General features: G+C 67.8%; 17 protein-coding genes. 9 read left to right on the plus strand and 8 right to left on the minus strand.

From position 1 onward, the window contains the following. Nucleotides 1–286: 286 nt before the first annotated feature. Genes AS181_RS13490 through AS181_RS13510 form a run of 5 tightly spaced genes read left to right on the plus strand, consistent with a single transcriptional unit; the run spans nt 287 to nt 5,820 of the window. A complete protein-coding gene (locus AS181_RS13490) occupies nt 287–2,050 on the plus strand; it encodes a nitrite/sulfite reductase (RefSeq protein ID WP_058252085.1) in 1,764 nt (587 codons plus the stop codon). Further along, a complete protein-coding gene (locus tag AS181_RS13495) occupies nt 2,047–2,826 on the plus strand; it encodes a phosphoadenylyl-sulfate reductase (protein WP_058252086.1) in 780 nt (259 codons plus the stop codon). The genes AS181_RS13490 and AS181_RS13495 overlap by 4 nt, the downstream gene beginning before the upstream one ends. Then, a complete protein-coding gene (cysD, locus tag AS181_RS13500; protein WP_175404332.1) occupies nt 2,808–3,794 on the plus strand; it encodes a sulfate adenylyltransferase subunit CysD in 987 nt (328 codons plus the stop codon). Before AS181_RS13495 ends, cysD begins: the two co-directional genes overlap by 19 nt. Beyond that, nucleotides 3,794–5,086, plus strand: a complete 1,293-nt coding sequence (locus tag AS181_RS13505; protein ID WP_058252088.1) for a sulfate adenylyltransferase subunit 1 — start codon at nt 3,794–3,796, stop codon at nt 5,084–5,086. Before cysD ends, AS181_RS13505 begins: the two co-directional genes overlap by 1 nt. Continuing rightward, nucleotides 5,083–5,820: a sirohydrochlorin chelatase gene (locus tag AS181_RS13510; protein WP_058252089.1), complete on the plus strand. Its 738-nt coding sequence runs from the start codon at nt 5,083–5,085 to the stop codon at nt 5,818–5,820. Before AS181_RS13505 ends, AS181_RS13510 begins: the two co-directional genes overlap by 4 nt. Nucleotides 5,821–6,133: 313 nt before the next feature. Here AS181_RS13510 and AS181_RS13515 read toward each other — a convergent pair whose 3' ends face one another. Further along, the gene (locus tag AS181_RS13515; protein ID WP_055475487.1) at nt 6,134–6,334 is read right to left on the minus strand and encodes a hypothetical protein; all 201 of its coding nucleotides are present in this window, start codon (nt 6,332–6,334) and stop codon (nt 6,134–6,136) included. Between the two features lie 151 nt (nt 6,335–6,485). On the opposite strand from AS181_RS13515, the gene AS181_RS13520 reads away from it, so the two are divergent. Beyond that, nucleotides 6,486–8,492, plus strand: a complete 2,007-nt coding sequence (locus tag AS181_RS13520; protein ID WP_058252186.1) for a glycoside hydrolase family 15 protein — start codon at nt 6,486–6,488, stop codon at nt 8,490–8,492. 21 nt (nt 8,493–8,513) lie between these two features. Here AS181_RS13520 and AS181_RS13525 read toward each other — a convergent pair whose 3' ends face one another. The 3 genes from AS181_RS13525 to lepA are packed head-to-tail and all read right to left on the minus strand — an operon-like array spanning nt 8,514 to nt 13,376. Beyond that, nucleotides 8,514–9,425 (minus strand): cation diffusion facilitator family transporter, encoded by a 912-nt coding sequence (locus AS181_RS13525; protein WP_058252090.1) that lies wholly within the window; start codon nt 9,423–9,425, stop codon nt 8,514–8,516. Between the two features lie 13 nt (nt 9,426–9,438). Then, nucleotides 9,439–11,487: a M3 family metallopeptidase gene (locus AS181_RS13530; RefSeq protein ID WP_058252187.1), complete on the minus strand. Its 2,049-nt coding sequence runs from the start codon at nt 11,485–11,487 to the stop codon at nt 9,439–9,441. A gap of 32 nt (nt 11,488–11,519) precedes the next feature. Beyond that, nucleotides 11,520–13,376, minus strand: coding sequence for a translation elongation factor 4 (gene lepA, locus AS181_RS13535; protein ID WP_078112904.1), 1,857 nt, complete (start codon nt 13,374–13,376; stop codon nt 11,520–11,522). A 225-nt stretch (nt 13,377–13,601) separates the two neighbouring features. Here lepA and AS181_RS13545 point away from each other — a divergent pair, with 225 nt between their 5' ends. Both AS181_RS13545 and AS181_RS13550 read left to right on the plus strand, forming a co-directional pair. Further along, entirely contained in the window at nt 13,602–14,282 is a 681-nt protein-coding gene (locus tag AS181_RS13545) for an alpha/beta hydrolase family protein (RefSeq protein ID WP_058252093.1), read from the plus strand. A 2-nt stretch (nt 14,283–14,284) separates the two neighbouring features. Then, nucleotides 14,285–14,710 (plus strand): type II toxin-antitoxin system PemK/MazF family toxin, encoded by a 426-nt coding sequence (locus AS181_RS13550; protein WP_058252094.1) that lies wholly within the window; start codon nt 14,285–14,287, stop codon nt 14,708–14,710. 16 nt (nt 14,711–14,726) lie between these two features. Here the strand turns inward: AS181_RS13550 and AS181_RS13555 are convergent, their stop codons facing one another. From AS181_RS13555 to AS181_RS13570, 4 genes are all read right to left on the minus strand, one after another. Beyond that, nucleotides 14,727–15,575 carry a transglutaminase family protein gene (locus tag AS181_RS13555; protein WP_058252095.1) on the minus strand — a complete coding sequence of 283 codons (849 nt, stop codon included), beginning with the start codon at nt 15,573–15,575 and terminating at the stop codon, nt 14,727–14,729. Next, entirely contained in the window at nt 15,572–16,549 is a 978-nt protein-coding gene (locus AS181_RS13560; RefSeq protein ID WP_058252096.1) for an alpha-E domain-containing protein, read from the minus strand. Before AS181_RS13560 ends, AS181_RS13555 begins: the two co-directional genes overlap by 4 nt. Next, nucleotides 16,546–18,429, minus strand: a complete 1,884-nt coding sequence (locus AS181_RS13565) for a circularly permuted type 2 ATP-grasp protein (protein WP_058252097.1) — start codon at nt 18,427–18,429, stop codon at nt 16,546–16,548. The genes AS181_RS13560 and AS181_RS13565 overlap by 4 nt, the downstream gene beginning before the upstream one ends. Nucleotides 18,430–18,521: 92 nt before the next feature. Beyond that, on the minus strand, nt 18,522–19,694 hold the full coding sequence (locus AS181_RS13570) for a hypothetical protein (RefSeq protein WP_058252098.1): 1,173 nt from the start codon (nt 19,692–19,694) through the stop codon (nt 18,522–18,524). Between the two features lie 239 nt (nt 19,695–19,933). On the opposite strand from AS181_RS13570, the gene rpsT reads away from it, so the two are divergent. Continuing rightward, nucleotides 19,934–20,194 (plus strand): 30S ribosomal protein S20, encoded by a 261-nt coding sequence (gene rpsT, locus AS181_RS13575; RefSeq protein WP_004023072.1) that lies wholly within the window; start codon nt 19,934–19,936, stop codon nt 20,192–20,194. The last annotated feature ends 73 nt before the right edge of the window (nt 20,195–20,267 follow it).

Below are 20,267 nucleotides of genomic sequence, written 5' to 3' on the forward strand. Positions count from 1 at the left end.
GGCGCAGGCAGGTGTGGAGGCCGGCCCGGTTTCCATCATCATGATGGAAAATAACCCCAAGTAGACGAGCCGATAGGGAGCGTGGCACTATGGACCGCGTGATTTTCCCCGGGGTGTGGCTCGCAGCTCGCCGCCACATTGATCTCAAGCGCGTCAACAGCGCTTTCTGTCGCATCTAGCGACGTCTCGGCCCCGATTTGTCCCCGATTCCCTGGGGATGCCGGCACGTTTCAGCCCGTAACTCGTGCAACGAACGCCGGCCCTGTGCGCCGGCACAGGAGAGTTCATGACGTCCACCACCGACGCCCCCGCCGCTTCCGGTCCGGGTGCACCGAACGACGCTGCCGCTGCAGAGCCGGTCGCCGCGAAGCCCGCGCGCCCGGCCCGCAAGGCCCGTCCGACCAAGCGCCGCGCCGAGGGTCAGTGGAAGCTCGGTTATCGCGAGCCGCTGAACCCCAACGAGCAGGTCAAGAAGGACGACAACCCGCTCAACGTGCGTGCGCGCATCGAGAACATCTATTCCAAGCAGGGTTTCGACTCGATCGACAAACAGGACCTGCGCGGCCGGATGCGCTGGTGGGGTCTCTACACCCAGCGCGCCGAGGGTTACGACGGCACCTGGACCGGCGACGAGAACATCGACATCCTCGAGGACAGCCACTTCATGATGCGGGTGCGCTGCGACGCGGGCGCGCTCAACGTCGAACAGCTGCGCACCCTCGGTGAGATCTCCACCGAGTTCGCCCGCGACACCGCCGACCTCTCCGACCGGGAGAACGTCCAGTACCACTGGATCCGCATCGAGGACGTCCCGACCATCTGGGAGCGCCTCGAGGGCGTGGGGCTGCAGACCACCGAGGCCTGCGGCGACTGCCCCCGCGTCGTGCTGGGTTCGCCTCTCGCCGGCGAGTCCCTCGACGAGGTCCTCGACCCCACCCCGGCCATCGACGAAATCGTCCGCCGCTACATCGGCGACCCGAAGTACTCGAACCTGCCGCGCAAGTTCAAGACCGCGATCTCGGGCCAGCAGGACGTGGTCCACGAGATCAACGACGTCGCGTTCGTCGGCGTCGTGCATCCCGAGCACGGCCCCGGACTGGACCTCTGGGTCGGCGGCGGATTGTCCACCAACCCGATGCTCGCCCAGCGCGTCGGCGCCTGGGTGCCGCTCGACGAGGTGCCCGACGTTTGGGAGGCCGTGGTCTCGATCTTCCGCGACTACGGGTACCGGCGTCTGCGCGCCAAGGCGCGGCTGAAGTTCCTCATCAAGGACTGGGGCATCGAGAAGTTCCGCCAGGTGCTCGAGGACGAATACCTGGGGCGCAAGCTGATCGACGGCCCGGCGCCGGAAAAGCCGGAGCGTCCGATCGACCACATCGGTGTGCAGAAGCTGAGCAACGGACTCAACGCGATCGGCTTCTCCCCCATCGCCGGTCGCGTCTCGGGCACGATCCTGACCAAGACCGCCGACGCGGTCGCCGCGGCCGGTTCCGACCGTGTGCGCTTCACCCCGTACCAGAAGCTGATCGTCCTCGACGTCCCCGACGACAAGGTCGAGTGGCTGATCGACGAGCTCAAGCCGCTCGGCCTGCACGGCCGGCCCACGCGGTGGCGCCGGAACCTGCTGGCGTGCAGCGGCATCGAGTTCTGCAAGCTGTCGTTCACCGAGACCCGCAAGCGCTCGCAGGTCCTCGCCCCGGAACTGGACGAGCGGCTCGCGGACATCAACGCGACGCTCGACGTGCCGATCACGGTGAACATCAACGGCTGCCCCAACTCCTGCGGACGGTCGCAGATCGCCGACATCGGCTTCAAGGGACAGCTCGTCGAGGACGCCGACGGCAACCAGACCGACGGCTTCCAGGTCCACCTCGGCGGCAGCCTGGGCCTGGACTCGGGTTTCGGTCGCAAGTTGCGCCAGCACAAGGTGCTGGGCACCGAGCTGGGCGACTACATCGAACGCGTGGTCCGCAACTTCGTCGACCAGCGCGAAGAGGGTGAACGGTTCGCGCAGTGGGCCGTTCGTGCCGATGAGGAGGCGCTGCGATGACCATCGAGACCACCACCCGCGCGGGCCGGCGCTTCAGCGAGGGCGAGCTGCGGGACATCGCCGAGAAGGGTGCTGCGGACCTCGGTTCCGACGCCACCCCGGAGGAATTGATCCGCTGGACCGCGCAGACCTTCGGCACCAACTTCGTCGTCGCGTCGAACATGCAGGACGCGGCCCTGGTCGACCTCGCGGTGAAGAACATCGACCGTGAGTTGCTCGACGGCGACCCGGTCAAGGTGCTCTTCCTCGACACCGGGTACCACTTCGCCGAGACCATCGGTACCCGTGACGCCGTCGAGCAGGTCTATAACCATTCTGCCCCTCGCTTCGCTCGACCGGGCGTGGAGATGGTGAACCTGACCCCCGAGCACAGCGTCGCCGAGCAGGACGAACTGTTGGGGCGCAACCTGTTCGCGCGCGACCCGGGCGAATGCTGCCGACTGCGGAAGGTCGTGCCGCTCAAGGCCGGACTCGCCGGGTACGACGCGTGGATCACGGGCATCCGCCGTGTGGAGGCACCGACTCGGGCCAACGCCCCGCTCATCTCCTTCGACGAGGGCTTCGGACTGGTCAAGATCAACCCGATCGCGGCCTGGTCCGACGAGACGATGCAGGACTACATCGACACCAACGGCGTGCTGGTGAATCCGCTCGTCGACGAGGGATACCCCTCCATCGGGTGCGCACCGTGCACCGCCAAACCCGAACCCGGATCCGATCCGCGCAGCGGCCGCTGGGCCGGCCGCGCCAAGACAGAATGTGGGCTGCACGCATGACCGTGACCGAAACACCGTCCGTTCCGGCGACGCCCGGCGTCGCTGCCCAGACGAGCGGCGCCGCCGCGGAGGCCGACGAGTTCACCACACTCGACGCCCTGGAGTCCGAGGCGATCCACATCTTCCGCGAGGTCGCGGGCGAGTTCGAGCGGCCGGTGATCCTGTTCTCCGGTGGCAAGGACTCCACCGTGCTCCTGCACGTCGCGCTCAAGGCGTTCTGGCCTGCGCCACTGCCGTTCTCGCTGCTGCACGTCGACACCGGGCACAACCTGCCCGAGGTCCTCGAGTTCCGTGACCAGGTCGTCGAACGGCACAACCTGCGGCTGCACGTGGCCAAGGTGGAGGACTACCTCGCCGACGGCCGGCTCACCGAGCGCCCCGACGGGGTACGCAACCCGCTGCAGACCATCCCCCTGCTCGACGCGATCACCGAGAACCGTTTCGACGCGGTGTTCGGCGGCGGTCGCCGCGACGAGGAGCGGTCGCGCGCCAAGGAGCGGATCTTCTCGCTGCGCAACGCCTTCGGCCAGTGGGACCCGAAGCGACAGCGCCCCGAGCTGTGGAACCTCTACAACGGCCGCCACGCCCCGGGTGAGCACGTGCGGGTGTTCCCGCTGTCGAACTGGACCGAGCTCGACATCTGGCGCTACATCGCTCGCGAGCAGGTGCTCCTCCCGTCGATCTACTACGCCCACGAGCGCGAGGTCTACCAGCGCGACGGCATGTGGATGACCTCGGGGGTCTGGGGCGGTCCGCGCGAAGGCGAAGAGGTGCAACGACTCTCGGTGCGCTACCGCACCGTCGGCGACGGCTCCTCGACCGGCGCGGTCCTCTCCGACGCCACGGACAACGAGGCCGTGCTCGCCGAGGTCGCCGCGTCGCGGCTGACCGAGCGTGGCGCCACCCGTGGCGACGACCGGGTCTCCGAGGCCGCCATGGAAGACCGTAAGCGCGAAGGATATTTCTGATGAAGCACGCTCCTGATCTCCTGCGCATCGCGACCGCGGGCAGCGTCGACGACGGCAAGTCCACGCTCGTGGGCCGCCTGCTGTACGACACGAAATCCGTTCTGGCCGACCAGATCGACGCGGTCACGAAGGCGTCGGTGGACCGCGGTCTCGACACCCCGGACCTGTCGCTGCTCGTCGACGGGCTGCGGGCCGAGCGCGAACAGGGCATCACCATCGATGTCGCCTACCGCTACTTCGCCACTCCCGCGCGCTCGTTCGTGCTCGCCGACACCCCCGGGCACGTCCAGTACACCCGCAACACGGTGTCGGGTGCGTCGACTGCGCAACTGGTGATCCTGCTCGTCGACGCCCGCACCGGCGTCGTCGCCCAGACCCGCCGCCACGCCGCGGTGATGGCCTTGCTCGGAGTGCCCCAGCTGGTGCTCGCGGTCAACAAGATCGACCTCGTCACCGATCAGGCGTCGGTGTTCGCCGAGATCTCCGCTGAATTCGCCGAACTCACCCGATCGCTGGGCTGGTCCGACGAGCAGGTCACCGCGATCCCGGTGTCGGCGCTGCACGGCGACAACGTGGCCCACCGCTCGGAGACGACCTCCTTCTACGACGGGCCGACACTCATCGAGCATCTCGAGACCGTGCCCAATCTGGTGGAGCGCAACGACGTTGGCCTGCGGTTCCCGGTCCAGTACGTCATCCGCCCCCGCACGCCGGAACACCCCGACTATCGCGGTTACGCGGGTCAGATCGCCGCCGGCCGGGTCTCCGTCGGCGACGAGGTGGTCGTCCTGCCGTCGGGGCAGCGGACCACCGTCAGCCAGATCGACACCGCCGACGGCGAATTGCCCACCGCGCACACCGGACGCAGTGTCACGATCCTGCTGGCAGACGACGTCGACATCTCGCGTGGCGACCTCATCGCCGCCGCCGACGCCCCGGAACCGTTGCAACAGTTCAGCGCAACGGTCTGCTGGCTCGCCGAGAAACCGCTCCGCCCAGGCGCTCGCCTACTCCTCAAGCACGGCACCAAGACCACCCAGGCGATCGTCGGTGCGCTTGACGCGCTGTTCGACGAGCAGAACCTCGCCCTGATGGAGGCTCCGGAGTCGGTGGAGCTCAACCAGATCGTGCGGATCTCGGTGCAGACCGCCGAGCCGATCCCGGCCGACGACTACCAGGTCAACCGGGAGTCGGGCAGCTTCCTGCTCATCGACCCGCAGGGCGGGAACACTCTGGCCGCGGGCCTCGTGGGCGACGCCTTGGCGCCGCTCCATCTCAAAGAGTTGGTGTGACACCGACTCTCGTCCTCGCCGCACACGGCAGTCGCGATCCGCGCTTCGGCGCGACCGCGCGCCGTGTGCGGAACGCCGTCGCGTCGAGCCTGCCCGGTGTCGAGGTGGTGCTCTCCTATCTCGATCTCGACGAGCCACTCGTGGGCGACGTTCTCGCACAGCTCGACGGGGCGCATTCGACGCACCACGGTCCCGTCGTCGTACCGATGCTGCTGTCGGCGGGGTACCACCACAAGATCGACCTACCGTCGATCATCGCGTCGCGACGACCGACCGCCCGGCAGACCGACGTCATGGGAACCCGGTCGTTGGCCGGGGCACTGGCGGACCGTCTGATCGAGGCCGGCCTCGGCCCGCACGACGGTGTGATCCTTTCCGCGGTCGGTTCCTCCGACCCGGCCGCCGATCGTTCGGTGCGCCTACGGGCGATCGAACTCTCGACACGGCTCCACCGTCCGGTCGAGGTGGTCTTCGCGACCAAGCTGGGGCCGCACAACCGCGCCGTCGTCTCGGCGGTGCGCCGACTCCGCGCCGGCGGTGCCCGACGTATCGCGGTGAGTCCGTACTTCCTGTCGGCCGGACTGCTCACCGAGCGAGTCGAGTCGGCGCTCGACGCCCTGGTCGACGACACCCTCGTCGCCGGTCCCCTCGGCACCCATCCGGACGTCATCGAGGCGATCGGGTCGCTCTACCGCACGGCGGCGGATCAACGAGTGGTGCCCGCCGGACACTGAGCCGTCCGCTCCTCCCGCTCCCTGATCCGAAAGAACGACATAGCCATTGCTCCCTGAGGAGCGCCCAGAGCTTGCGGAGGGCCGGAACACCACCCGCTCCCTGAGGAGGCCCGGAGCCTGCGGAGGGCCGGAACACCACCCGCTCCCTGAGGAGGCCCGGAGCCTGCGGAGGGCCGTCACGAAGGGTCGCCGAACCCACCGATCAACCGGCGACGACCAGCTCGGGACGCTCAGCCCGTGACAAGCCAGGCAATGATGACCAGGACCAGCAGCGCGAGCAGCGCGAAGGTGACCGGCGAACGCAGTATCTTCTTCACAATCCGGTCCCGTCGTCGTCGGCGAAGCGGCGTCGGTCGACCAGCGTGGCGGCGGCGTCGACCAGCAGACTGAGCACGTAGGCGATGAGGATCGCCACCGGGATCACGACGGCGACGGTCACCAGCAACTGGGGCACGAAGGACAGGCCCGTGAGCCACTCCTCCACGCTGTCCCACCAGTCGAAGAACGCCGACACCTCATCACCCCGTCATCCGTGCATCCGTTCCCGCGGGGAGCCGTATACCCGTCCGCGGCATCTGCGTCGCTCCGAGTCCGTGATCACCGCCACTGTCTCGCTCACGGGAGCCGAGTGGCGTCGGCGAGAACCCGTCGCAATGATGGAACTCATGTCTGTCGCAGATGACTCCACCGTAACGTCCCTGCCGACCGTGCCGCCGCGGGCATCCGGGACCGCGGCCGACGCCGACGTCTCCCCGGCGGCTCCCCCGGCACCGTCGCACACGAGCGCCTTCCCGCCGATCGGCGACTACGCGTTCCTGTCCGACACCGAGACCAACTGTCTCATCGCGCGCAACGGCTCCATCGAGTGGATGTGCATACCCCGGCCCGATTCACCGAGCGTCTTCGGCGCCATCCTCGACCGCAGTGCCGGCCACTTCCGACTGGCGCCCTACGGCGTGAACGTCCCGGTGGATCGGCGCTACCTGCCCGGCAGCCTGATGGTCGAGACCACCTGGCAGACCGACACCGGTTGGATCATCGTCCGTGACGCACTGGTCATGGGTCCGTGGCACGACAACGAACGTCGTTCGAAGACGCACCGCCGGACGCCCACCGACTGGGACGCCGAGCACATCCTGCTGCGCACCGTGCGCTGCGTGTCCGGCACCGTCGAACTGCACATGAGTTGCGAACCCGCCTTCGACTACCACCGCGGGACGACGAAGTGGGAGTACTCGGGCCCGGCCTACGGCGAGGCGATCGCGACCGCCAAGGACACCGATGCCGACACGCCCACCCTGAAACTCACCACGGACCTCCGGCTGGGTCTGGAAGGTCGCGAAGCGCGGGCGCGTACCCGGCTCGTCGAAGGCGACAACCGCTTCGTCGCACTCAGCTGGTCCCGGCAGCCGGCGCCGCAGAACTTCGAGGAAGCCGCCCAGAAGATGTGGGCGACAAGCGAGTCGTGGCGGCAGTGGATCAACATCGGCAGCTTCCCCGATCATCCGTGGCGCTCACATCTGCAGCGTTCGGCCCTCACGCTGAAGGGACTCACCTATTCCCCGACCGGCGCGCTGCTCGCCGCCGCGACCACGTCGCTGCCGGAAACGCCTCAGGGCGAGCGCAACTGGGACTACCGCTACGCGTGGGTGCGTGACTCGACCTTCGCCCTGTGGGGTCTCTACACGCTCGGCCTCGACCGCGAGGCCGACGACTTCTTCTCCTTCATCGCCGATGTCTCGGGCATCACCAACGGGGAACGTCATCCGCTGCAGGTGATGTACGGCGTCGGCGGCGAGCGCACCTTGGAAGAGGAAGAGCTGACCCATCTCTCCGGCTACGACGGCGCCCGGCCGGTCCGTATCGGCAACGGCGCGTACAACCAGGCACAGCACGACATCTGGGGCACGATGCTCGACTCGGTGTACCTCAACATCAAGTCGCACGAGGCGGTGCCGGAGACGTTGTGGCCCGTGTTGAAGGCCCAGGTCGAAGAAGCGATCAAGCACTGGAAGGACCCCGACCGCGGCATCTGGGAGGTGCGTGGGGAGCCGCAGCATTTCACGTCGTCGAAGGTGATGTGCTGGGTCGCGCTCGACCGCGGGTCACGCCTCGCGACGATGCACGGCGAGCAGGCGCACGCGCGCGAATGGGCGGCGATCGCGGAGGAGATCAGGGCCGACGTCCTGGCGCACGGGGTCAACGAGCGCGGGGTGTTCACCCAGCGTTACGGCGACGACGCGCTCGATGCCTCGTTGCTGCTCGTCCCGCTGCTGCGGTTCCTGCCGCCGGACGACCCCCGGGTGCGCGCAACGGTTCTCGCGATCGCCGACGAACTCACCGAGAACGAACTGGTGCTCCGCTACCGGGTCGAGGAGACCGACGACGGTCTCAGCGGCGAAGAGGGTACGTTCACCATCTGCTCGTTCTGGCTGGTGTCGGCCCTCGTCGAGATCGGCGAACTGCCGCGGGCGAAGACGCTGTGTGAACGACTGCTGTCCTACTCGAGCCCGCTCAAGCTGTACGCCGAGGAGATCGACGCCAAGACCGGACAGCACCTCGGCAACTTCCCGCAGGCGTTCACCCACCTCGCCCTCATCAACGCGGTGATGCACGTGATCCGGGCCGAGGAGGCGGCCCATCAGGCCACGTTCCAGCCCGCGAATCACTGAGCGCGACGAGCCGAAACGCGCTCAGTCCAGCCGCCAGTCCTCGTAGGCGCGTGGGTCGTTGATCGGTTCGACATGCAGGGTCACGGTGAGATCGTCGACCGTGGCGCGGAGTTCGTCCTCGATCGTCTCGGCCAGGTCGTGCGCGCGCTGCACCGACCAGTCACCGGGGACGAGCATGTGCAACTGGACGAACCGTTCATGGCCGGCCTCCCGCGTGCGGACGTCGTGGAAGTCGATCCGGTCGGCGCGGTGACGCGCGAGGACGGCGTCGATCGCGGCGCGCAGGTCGTCGGGCAGCGCCGAGTCCATCAGTCCCGCACCGGATCGCCAGACCAGCCGTCCGCCCACGACGAGGATGTTGGCAGCCACCGCGATGGCGATCAGCGGGTCGAGCGGCAGCCAGCCGGTCGCGTCGACCAGGAACACACCGACCACGACGCCGGCCGTCGTCCACACGTCGGTCATGAGATGTTTGCCGTCGGCTTCGAGGGTCAGCGACCGATGACGTCGACCGGCGCGGATGAGCACCCAGCCGACGACCGCGTTGACCACCGTCGCGCCCACCGAGATCGCCAGTCCCATGCCGACTTCGTCCAGTTCCTCCGGGTGGAGCAGGCGGTCGACGGCCGTCGCGACGATGACGACCGCCGCGACGACGATCATCACCCCCTCGAACACCGCCGAGAGGTACTCCGCCTTGGTGTGCCCGAAGTTGTGGCTCCGGTCCGGCGGCTTCGCCGCCACCCGCAGCGCGACGAACGCTCCGATCGCAGCAACGAGGTTGACGGTGGACTCCAGCGCGTCGGAGAGCAGACCGACCGAGCCGGTGATCCGCCACGCGATCAGTTTGAGCCCGATCACGACGATCGCGGTCACGATGCTCAGCACCGCGAACGCCGAGAGGTCCCGGCGCGGGGTGCGCGTCGTCGTCATGACCGGAACCCGATCAGGCCGCGAGCCCCCGGCGCCGCAGCAGCGGTTCGATGCGCGGCCGGCGACCGATCAGGCCCTCATGTGCGACAAGCGGATCCACGCTGTCGCCGCGGGAGAGTGTGGCGTCGGCGAACCGGCGGCCGTTCTCGCGACGCAACCCGCCCTCGGCAAGGAACCATTGCTCGGTCTCCGCGTCGAGCACCTCCGACCAGATGTAGCTGTAGTAGCCGGCGGAGTAGCCGCCACCGAAGATGTGGTTGAAGTACGAGCTCCGGTAGCGCGGCGGGATCAGCTCGGTGTGCAGGCCCGCGTCGGTGAGCGCCTGCGCCTCGAAGGCCTCGACGTCGGCCACCGCCTCGGCCTCCGCCACCGACAACCGGTGCCAGGCCAGGTCCAGCGAGGATGCGGCGAGGTATTCGATGGTGCCGTGCGCGGACTCGGCTCCCGCCGACTCCCGCGCCGCATGGGCGAGCTCGGCCGGGATCGGCTCTCCGGTCTCGTGATGCCGGGCGTAGTTCGCCAGCACTTCCGGGTGCAGCGCCCACATCTCGTTCACCTGCGACGGGAACTCGACGAAGTCCCGCGGTACCGATGTCCCGGATTGCGACGGGTAGTCGACCGACGACAGCAACCCGTGCAGGGCGTGCCCGAACTCGTGGAAGAGCGTGGTGAGCTGATCCATCGTGAGCAGGCACGGTTGTCCGGCATCGGGTTTGGTCAGGTTCAACACGTTCACGATGATCGGCTGGGTGTGCAGGACCGACGACTGGTCGACGATGTTGTTCATCCACGCCCCGCCGCGTTTCGACGGCCGGGCGAAGAAGTCGCCGAGGAAGAGCCCGATACCGACGCCCGCGTCGTCGCGTACCTCCCAGGCGCGCACATCCGGGTGGTACAGCGGGAGATCGGTGATCTCCCGAAAGCTGAGGCCGTACAGCTTGTTCGCGGCGAAGAAGACGCCCCGGGTCAGCACCGCGTCCAGTTCGCAATAGTTCGCGAAGTCGTCGAGCGGCACCGCCGAGTGCGACCGCTTCTCCCGATCGAGCCAGAAGGTGAGATCGGCGGGGCCGATCGTCGCGTCACCCGCGAACTCGGTGAGCCGGGTGAGTTCGCGGCCACCGGCACGCATGGCCGAGGAGTTGAGCTCGCGCAGCATGTCGTCGACGGCACCCGGGTCCGGCGCCGTCTGCTCGGCGATCACGTACTCGGCGTGGTCCCGGTAGCCGAGCATCTCTGCTCGGCGTGCCCGCAGGCGGACGATCTCGAGGACCAGTTCCCGGGTGTCGTGTTCGTTGCCTCGGGCGCACCGCCCCACCGAAGCGTCGAACACCCGCCGGCGCACATCGGCATTCGTCACTTCGGTGAGCACCGACTGGCTCGTCGGGAGTTCGAGCGTGAGGAGGTATCCGCTGTCGTGCCCGGCCTCGGCGGCGGCGCGGCGGGCGGCGGCGATCTGTCCGGCCGACAGACCGTCGAGTTCGGCGGCATCGTCGACGAGCACCGCCGAGTCGTTGGTGTCGTCGAGGATCTTCTGGGAGAACGTCGTCGTGAGATAGGCCAGGCGAGAAGCGATCTCCCGCATCTCACCCTGTGCGTCGGGGTCGAGTCCGGCTCCGGCGCGGACCGATTCCCGGTACCGCTTGTCGAGCAACCGGCGCTGGGCTTCGGTGAGATGGAGTTCGTCGGCGCGCGAATGGAGGTCGGAGATCCGTTCGAAGAGAACCGGATTCATCGCGATCGTGTTCGCATGATCGGTCAGGAGCGTCGACAGCTCCTGGGAGATCTCGTTGCGTCTGGGGTTCGTGTCGGGCCCGACGAGGTTGAAGAAGATCCCCGACGCCCGGGCCAGGTCGCGCCCCGACAGCTCCAGGGCTTCGATCGTGTTGGCGAAGGTCGGTGCCGCGGGATCGGCCGCAATCGCCTCCACCTCGGCCACATGCGACGCCATGGCCTCGGTGAACGCCGGCAGGAAGTCATCGTCGGAGATCGATGCGAAGTCGGGGAGATCGTAGGGCAGGCCGCTTTGCGCCAGTACCGGATTGGTGCCCTGTGCTGCGGTCATCGTCTCCCCGCTCCCGGTCTGCCCGTCGCCCATCACTTCCCCTTCGGCTTGTCACCCACCGCGTCGGTGGAGAGCGCGGCCACGAAGGCCTCCTGCGGGACCTCGACGCGACCGATGGTCTTCATCCGCTTCTTGCCCTCCTTCTGCTTCTCGAGCAGTTTGCGCTTACGGCTGATGTCGCCGCCGTAGCACTTTGCCAGCACGTCTTTGCGGATGGCTCGGATGTTCTCGCGCGCAATGATCTTCGAGCCGACGGCGGCCTGCACCGGAACCTCGAACTGCTGACGCGGGATGAGCTCCTTGAGCTTGATCGCCATCCGGTTGCCGTAGGCATACGCGGCGTCCTTGTGGACGATTGCACTGAACGCGTCGACGGCCTCGCCCTGGAGCAGGATGTCGACCTTTACCAGGTCGGCTTCCTGCTCGCCCGCCTCCTCGTAGTCGAGGCTGGCGTAGCCGCGCGTCCGCGACTTCAAGGCGTCGAAGAAGTCGAAGATGATCTCGGCCATGGGCAGCGTGTACCGCAGTTCCACGCGCGTCTCCGACAGGTAGTCCATCCCGCCGAGCTCGCCTCGACGCGACTGGCACAGCTCCATGATGGCGCCGATGAACTCGCTCGGCGCGATGACCGTGGTCTTGACGATGGGTTCGTAGATGTGCCGGGTCTTGCCTTCCGGCCAGTCCGACGGGTTGGTCACCACATGTTCCGAACCGTCTTCCATCACCACCCGGTACACGACGTTGGGGGCGGTCGAGATCAGATCGAGGTTGAATTCGCGCTCGAGACGCTCGCGGGTGATCTCCATGTGCAGCAGGCCGAGGAAGCCGCAGCGGAACCCGAAGCCGAGCGCGACCGAGGTCTCCGGCTCGAAGGTCAGGGCGGCGTCGTTGAGTTGCAGCTTTTCGAGCGCCTCACGCAGGACCGGGTAGTCGGAGCCGTCGAGCGGGTACAGCCCCGAGTAGACCATCGGGCGCGGCTCGCGGTACCCCGTCAGCGCCTGCTCGGCACCCCGGCGGGCGGTGGTGACGGTGTCGCCGACCTTCGACTGGCGGACGTCTTTCACGCCGGTGATGAGGTAGCCGACCTCGCCGACACCCAGCCCCGTGGTCGGCTTCGGTTCCGGGGACACGATGCCCACCTCGAGCAGCTCGTGCGTCGTGCCGGTCGACATCATCAGGATCTTCTCCCGGGGCACGATCTTGCCGTCGACGACCCGGACGTAGGTGACCACGCCGCGGTAGGTGTCGTACACCGAGTCGAAGATCATCGCGCGCGCCGGGGCGTCGGAGTCGCCCACCGGGGCCGGCACCTTCCGGATGACCTCGTCGAGCAGCTCGGTGACCCCGACGCCGGTCTTGCCCGACACACGCAGCACGTCTTCCGGCTCGCAACCCACGATGTGCGCGAGTTCGGCAGCGTAGCGCTCGGGGTCGGCCGCGGGCAAGTCGATCTTGTTGAGCACCGGGATGATGGTGAGGTCGTTCTCCATCGCCAGATACAGGTTGGCGAGGGTCTGGGCCTCGATGCCCTGCGCGGCGTCGACGAGCAGGACAGCTCCCTCGCACGCTTCCAGAGCGCGGGACACCTCGTAGGTGAAGTCGACGTGCCCGGGGGTGTCGATGAGGTGCAGGACGTAGTCCTCGTCGCCCTCCGCCGACTTCACCGTCCAGGGCAGACGGACGTTCTGCGCCTTGATGGTGATGCCGCGCTCGCGCTCGATGTCCATTCGATCGAGGTACTGCGCCCGCATCTGCCGCTCTTCGACGACGCCGGTGAGCTGCAGCATCCGGTCTGCCAGCGTCGACTTGCCGTGGTCGATGTGGGCGATGATGCAGAAGTTCCGGATACGTGCCGGATCGGTGAAGGTGGTGTCGGCGAAGGTGGGAATGGAACTACTCCTCGAACGAGAACTTCGGTAGAGAACGGGTACGGATACGGGTTGTCCTCCAGTTTCTCATGAGCACCCCGCGTGGCGCGTCCGGCCACGTCGCACCCTTCGAGACGGCCCTCCGCAGGCTCCGGGCCTCCTCAGGGATCGGGGAGACGGCCCTCCGCAGGCTCCGGGCCTCCTCAGGGATCGGAGAAGTCCGCGAGCACCTCCGAAGGCGCTACGGTGGCAGCCGTGTCCGCGTCCACCGTCACCACCATCGAGTCCGACGACGTCGCCGCCGAGGTACACCGCCCGGGGATCCCGGCACGTGCCACGCTCGTCCTCGCCCACGGCGCAGGCGGCAACCGCGACGCCGTGATCCTGCGTGCCCTGGCCGAGGAACTGTGCGACCGCGGGTTCGTCGTCGCCCGGATCGACCTGCCGTATCGACGGCGCCGGCCCAAGGGCCCGCCCAGCCCGTCCACCGCCGCCGCCGACCGGGACGGCATCCGTGCCGCGTGCGCAACGCTGCGCGCCGAGTCCGACGGGCCGTTGATCGTCGGTGGCCACTCCTATGGCGGGCGACAGTCCTCGACGGCCGTCGCCGAGGACGGAACAACTCTGGCCGACGGCCTGCTGCTGACGTCGTATCCGCTGCATCCGCCGGGCAAGCCCGACCGGCTGCGCACCGAACACCTGCCGTCGATCACCGTCCCGACCCTCGTGGTCCACGGGAGCACCGACCCGTTCGGCACCACCGACGAGATGACCCGCGCGATCGGCCTCATCGATGCGCCGACACACATCGTCGAACTCGAGAAGGTCGGACACGACCTCAACCCGAAGAGGAAACCCACCGCAGCCCTCACCGCGGACGCGATCGAGGACTGCCTGCTACCCCACATCTCCGGAGAGGACTCCTGACGATGACCAGTCGCGACGCCCGGCCCGCACTTCGGCCGACAACCGATCTCGCCCGCACCATCAGCTATTCCCCCGACCTCGACGGCGACGCCGACCCCGGCGAGATCGTGTGGACCTGGGTCGCCTACGAGGACGACCCGAGCCAGGGAAAGGACCGGCCGGTCCTGGTCGTCGGCCGGGACGCCCGGGCCGACCGGTCCGACACCGTGCTCGGGCTCATGCTGTCGAGCAAGGACCACCGGGACGACGGCAACTGGCTTCCCGTCGGGTCGGGCGAGTGGGATTCCCAGGGCCGGCCGAGCTTCGTGCGCCTCGACCGTGTACTCGTCGTCGACGACGACGGCATCCGCCGGGAAGGCGCGATCCTCGACCGCACGACGTTCGACGCCGTCGCCCAGGAACTCCGCGGGCACTACGGCTGGCGGTGACCCGAAGGACGAAACCCTAGGCGAGCCGGGTGATCTCGACGATGACGTCGAGGTCGGTCGCGCCGCCGCCGGTGTAGATACCCTTCAGCGGCGACACATCGGCGTAGTCACGACCCACGCCCACCGACACATGCTGCTCGGTGATCGGGGTGTCGTTGGTCGGGTCGTAGCCCCACCAGCCGCCCGTCCACGCCTCGATCCAGGCGTGACTCTGCCCCTGCACCGTCTTGTCGATCTCGGCGTCGGGTTCGGGATGGAGATACCCCGACACGTACCGGGCGGGAATGCCCAGCCCGCGGAGCATCAGCAGGGTGAGGTGCGCGTAGTCCTGACACACGCCCTTGCGGTCGGTCCACGCGTCGACCGCGGTGGTGTGCACGCCCGTCGTGCCGGGGACGTACTCCATCTCGGTGTGGATGAAGCGACACACCGCCTCGACCGCCTCCTCGGGGGTGAGCCCCTTGGTCACCTTCTTCGCGGTCGACAGCAGTGACCGGTTGCGGGCGACATACGGTGTGTAAGACAGCATCTCGTCATACCGGTCGATGACGTGATCGCTGTTCACGTCGTCCCACGAGACCTGATCCTCCTCGTCGGGGCGTTGTCCGGCCTCGGTTTCGACGACCGACAGCCCCGAGACCTCGAGTTCGTTGTGCGGCGCGTGCAGATCGAAGGCGGTGACCGCGGTACCCCAGTAGTCGGTGTACCGGTAGGACCTCGTCGCCGGGACCGTCTCGACCCGGTTGACGATCACGTTCTGGCGGGCGTCGCTGCGCGGGGTGAGCCGGGCCTCGTTGTACGACGAGGTGACCGGACTGTGGTAGGCGAAGCCCGTGGAATGGACAACACGCAGACGCCAGCTCACAGCTCACTCTCCTCGATGACATGCCCGTCGCTGACGCGGGCGTCGGCCCACGAGACATAGGGCGACACATGGAAATACTGCTTCGTGACCGCCTCGTTGACCGCGCGGCAGGTGTCCTGCAGGTCGACGAGCCGGTCCTGCAGATCGTCGAGCAACTTCCCGGGCTCGAGGAACTCGAGCGAACTGCGCGCGCGGCCCAGCAGCAACTGCGCCTCGGCCTGGGCCCCGACCCGGCTCGGCCCACTCTCGAGCTGGCCCAGATTGCGCTCGGCGACGCTGAGGGCGTGGAAGATGGACCGTGGGAACAGCCGGTCGAGAAGCATGAACTCGACGATGTTCTCCGCGTCCAACACACCGCGGTAGGTCCGCAGGAAGGTGTCGTGCCCGCCGGCGGACACGAGGACGTTCACCCAGGCCGGCGACGTCGTCCGATCTCCGGCGCGGGACAGCAACATCCGGATGGTCATGTCGACCCGCTCCACCGACCGACCCAGCAGCAGATACCGGTAGCCGTCGTCGTGGCTGAGGGTGGCGTCGGCGAGGCCAGCGAACATCGCCGCCCGGTTCTTCACGTACGACAGGAACTCGTGGGGACCGAGGCGACGCGAGCGCCGTTCGGCGCCGTCGAGTCCGTTGTAGGTGGTGTTGAGACATTCCCACAACTCGCTGGACGTGACTTCGCGTGCGCCACGTGCGTTTTCCCGCGCCGCCCGGATCAGGTCGACGATCGACCCCACCGCGTCGGCGTCGTAGGCGACGCGTTCGGTCAACGACCAGACGTCGAGCTCGTCGTCGTCCTCCGGCGCGGTGAGCCCGAGCACCTGGATGATCAGGCGTGCCTGCCGGTCGACGTCGACCGTGGTGTCCTCGAGGATCTGGTGGATCGCGACATCGAGGATGCGCGCCATGTCGTCGGCGCGCTCGACGTATCTGCCGATCCAGTAGAGCGATTCGGCGTTCCGCGCCAGCATCATCGGACGTCACCGCCCTGCTGCTGTGTCATGTCGCCGGACGTGGCCGTCGGATTCGGTTGCGGCGTCATGCCACCCATCTGCTGCGTCCCACCCAACTGCTGCATCATGGAGCCCATCTGCTGCATCATCGAACCCTGCTGTTGCTGTTGAGTCTGCGTGTGCACCGGGTCGGGGGCGCTCTCCGCCGGCCGGGCGGCGGCGACACCGCTCGTCGTCACGACCTTCGCGCCCGACAACTCCCGGTCCCCCTCGGAGGTGCGCGAGGCCAGCACCCAGGTGTCCTTGGAACCGCCGCCCTGGCTCGAGTTGACGACGAGCGATCCCTCCGGCAGCGCCACCCGCGTCAGGCCACCGGGCAGGACCCACACGGATTCACCGTCGTTGACCGCGAACGGACGCAGGTCGACGTGGCGTGGTCGGATGGCGTCACCGATCTTCGTCGGTACCGTCGACAGCTGCACGACCGGTTGCGCGATCCACCCGCGCGGATCGTTGCGGACCTTGCGTGCCAGTGCGTCCAATTCGGCGCCGGTCGCGTCGGGGCCGAAGACGATGCCGTAACCGCCCGATCCCTCAACGGGTTTCACGACGAGTTCGTCGATGCGGTCGAGCACCTCCTCGCACTCGTCGGGCAGCCAGCAGCGCAGGGTGTCGACGTTCTGGAGACTCGGCTTCTCGCCGAGGTAGTACTGGATGATCTCCGGCACGTAGGTGTAGATCAGCTTGTCGTCGCCGACGCCGTTGCCGACCGCACTGGAGATCACCACGTTGCCCGCGCGTGCGGCGTTCAGCAGCCCCGCCACGCCGAGCATCGAATCCGGCCGGAACTGCATGGGATCCAGGAAGTCGTCGTCGATGCGGCGGTAGATGACGTCGACCCGCTGCTCCCCCTCGGTCGTGCGCATGTACACGACGTTGTCGCGGCAGAACAGGTCACGGCCCTCGACCAGCTCGACGCCCATCAGGCGCGCGAGGAGCGAGTGCTCGAAGTAGGCCGAGTTGGCCACGCCCGGGGTGAGCACGACGATGTTGGGGTCGGCCTCGTTGAACGCCGCCGACGCGCGCAGCGCACGCAGGAGGTGGCTCGGATAGTCGGCGACCGCACGCACCTTGTGTTTGGAGAAGAGATCCGGGAAGACGCGGGCCATCGCGCGCCGGTTTTCGAGCACATAGGAGACGCCCGACGGCGACCGCAGATTGTCCTCGAGGACCCGGAAGTCGCCGTTCTCGTCGCGGATCAGGTCGATACCCGCGACGTGGATGCGAACACCGTTGGGCGGCCGAATGTTTGCCGCCTGTCGATGAAAGTGCTCACAGGAGTGGACGAGTCGCTTGGGCAACACCCCGTCGCGCAGGATCTCCTGCTCGCCGTAGATGTCGTCGAGGAAGAGTTCCAGCGCCTGTACGCGCTGGGTGATACCCGCCTCGAGCTTGTTCCACTCCGCGGCCGAGATCACCCGTGGCACAACATCCAACGGGAAGGGGCGTTCCTTGCCGGACAGCGAGAACGTCACACCCTGGTCGAGATAGGCACGCCCGAGGGCCTCCACACGGGCCTCCACGAGGTCGGACTGATCCTCGTCGGCCATGGCCTTGTAGATACCGCGATACGGTGTCCGCACCTCGCCGACGGCATCGAACATCTCGTCATATGCCTTGCCGTACGGGCCTTTTGCGTACCCGCCGAAGTTGCCGGTGAAGTTCTCCCCGGTGGTTGCGTCGCCCGCGCCCTTCGCCGACCGGCTGCCGGAACCGGAACCCTTGGTCGAACCGGACTTGGCGGAGGCCGTCCGTCCCGACGAGGTGGACGACGCCGCTTTCGCGGCTGCGGACTTACGCGCCGCCTTCTTGGCTGGCGCACTTGTCGATGCGGGGGTCATAAACTGCCATGGTGCTACAGAATGCCGAAATCGGCAGGACGTCGACCGGCCGTGTCATCGACGAAGCCGCACCGCCGTTCCGGGGCCGCCGATCAGGATGATCGGCGCGCGGCGATCACCCGCCGCTTGACCCGGCGCACCACATTCGCCGCCCGCGTCCGCGCACGGGGCCCGACCTTGGGCAAGGGCGCCGCGAGCACCATCGCCGCGATCGTGTCGAGCGCGACGTCGAGCACCTCGCCGTCCGACGGCGGCGGTACGTCGCCGGCGTCGTGTTCGGGCGACACCACCAGATCGTCGAGGTCACCGACGACGTCGTAGCCGGCGTCGCGGACCGCCGCGACCATCCGCCGGGACTCCCCCGCCGCCCACTCCCGGCTCTTGTCCGAGAGTCCCTGCGGTGGGCCGGACGGTGCCTCGAACAGGATCTCCCCGATCACCTGCCCCTTGATGATCCGCTCGTATCGGCGCCACTCGATGACGTCCGGCTGCAGGCGGCGGTTGAGGCCGCGCAGGAACTCGGCCTGCGGCGCGGACAGCGAACTGTTCAGGCTGGGGACCGGGATCCGCAGCGGGACCGGATCGATGTTCATCACGCGCAGGAACCGATCCCAGAGCGTGTCGCCCGACGCCGCCCCGCGGGGCGGCACCGTGACGATGTGGACACGCTCGGGTCCGACGACACGCGACCAGCGTTCCAGGATGCCGACGTAGTCCTGGAACTCCCAGAACGGCTCCTCGTCGACCTCGTCGGCCGGGGCATCGTCAGCGGGGGTGCTGACGACGACGGGACCGCCGGTCCGGCGCCCCTCGGAAGCGAAGGCCACCGAATCCACGAACTCGTCGAACGACGCCCGGCGCTGGTTCTTCACGTTCTCCTGCCACACGGACGGGAGCTGGCGGCCGAGGTCGCGGACGGTCGCGATCACGTGCACCTCGTCGGCGAAGGACAGGTCGGCCATCAGCCGCTCGATCTGGTCGACGGTCGCGGTGCTGTACAGCTCGTGCGACAGCAACGAGATCTGCGGCCAGGCCCGGATCTGACCGAGGAGCGTCGGCCAGGTGCCGGCGAAGGCGGGATCGACCCAGTCGAGGTATCGCTCCGGCTGCAGATGCACCGCGGCATGGAAGTGATCGGAGATCACGTTGCCCGGGTACAGCAGCCCGGAGGACTGCAACGCCAGGTCGCGGTTTCGCCAGAGGCGATCCTGAAGGTGTGTGGTCCCGGTCTTGGGAAGGCCGATGTGTACGTAAACGACGGACATGATGGGTCCACCGTAGACATAAGTTCACGATGATTCTTATTGGCCGACGCGGCGGCCCGTCGTTCGCGACGCACGGATTTTGGCGGGCTGACCCCGGCTGGTAATGTTGTGCGCTGTTGCGGTGACGCCGTGGAGATGCTTCACGTGCCGACACCGCCCGGTGCGAGTTCAGCCCCCAGGGCCGACCGCCCGACCCGAACAGACAGACATATCCACCAGCAACGACAGAGGTAACACGCGTGGCAAACATCAAGTCTCAGATCAAGCGCAATCGCACCAACGAAGCGAACCGCCAGCGCAACCAGTCGGTGAAGTCGGCCCTTCGTACCGCGATCCGCAGCTTCCGTGAGGCTGTCGAGTCCGGCGACAAGGCGAAGGCCGCCGAGCTCGGCCAGACCGCCAGCCGCAAGCTCGACAAGGCTGCCAGCAAGGGCGTCATCCACGCCAACCAGGCCGCCAACAAGAAGTCGGCCATCGCCCTCGCGGTCAACAAGCTCTGATCTGACGCCGACCCCGGTCGGTCCGACGGTTGATCCGTCGCCACATCTCCATACCTCGATCACCCCGGCAGCA

The sequence above is a fragment of the Gordonia sp. SGD-V-85 genome, assembly GCF_001456905.1.
GTDB lineage: Bacteria > Actinomycetota > Actinomycetes > Mycobacteriales > Mycobacteriaceae > Gordonia > Gordonia hongkongensis.